This window comes from Vibrio sp. 10N.222.48.A3, from assembly GCF_041475345.1.
Classification (GTDB): Bacteria; Pseudomonadota; Gammaproteobacteria; order Enterobacterales; family Vibrionaceae; genus Vibrio; species Vibrio tasmaniensis_A.
Window position 1 is genome coordinate 1 of record NZ_JBFRVX010001118.1, and the last position, 543, is coordinate 543.

2 protein-coding genes are annotated in these 543 nt (G+C 40.0%); both read left to right on the forward strand.

Annotated features, from left to right (window positions below):
* Positions 1-145 precede the first annotated feature (145 nt).
* Positions 146-373 (forward strand): 30S ribosomal protein S18, encoded by a 228-nt coding sequence (gene rpsR / locus AB4653_RS24170; protein ID WP_000090472.1) that lies wholly within the window; start codon positions 146-148, stop codon positions 371-373.
* 38 nt (positions 374-411) lie between these two features.
* On the forward strand, positions 412-543 hold a 132-nt coding region (gene rplI, locus AB4653_RS24175; RefSeq protein WP_372105510.1), incomplete at its 3' end, for a 50S ribosomal protein L9.

Here is a 543-nt window from a genome sequence, read left to right on the forward strand (position 1 = left end):
TGCTGCTGAGTAATTCTTTTTTGGCCTTTTAGGTCATTAAATTTTATTCAACTCGTTTAGGTATTCCCACTACAAGCATTTGCTTAGACTTATTTATAAGTTCGTGTGAGTACCGCATTATTAAATTTAGATCAGGAGATAGCCCATGGCTCGTTTCTTCCGTCGTCGTAAATTCTGCCGTTTTACTGCAGAAGGCGTACAAGAGATTGACTACAAAGACGTAGCAACTCTAAAAAACTACATCACTGAAGCTGGTAAAATTGTACCTAGCCGTATCACTGGTACAAGTGCTAAATACCAACGTCAGCTAGCTCGCGCTATCAAGCGTTCTCGTTACCTAGCACTACTACCGTACACTGACAAGCATCAGTAATCGGTAATAGTTAATAATAGTTTAAGAGGACTAAGATAATGCAAGTTATTCTACTTGATAAGATCGGTAACCTAGGTGGCCTTGGCGACCAAGTAAACGTTAAATCTGGTTACGCTCGTAACTTCCTTATCCCACAGGGTAAAGCAGTTATGGCAACTAAAGACAACGTT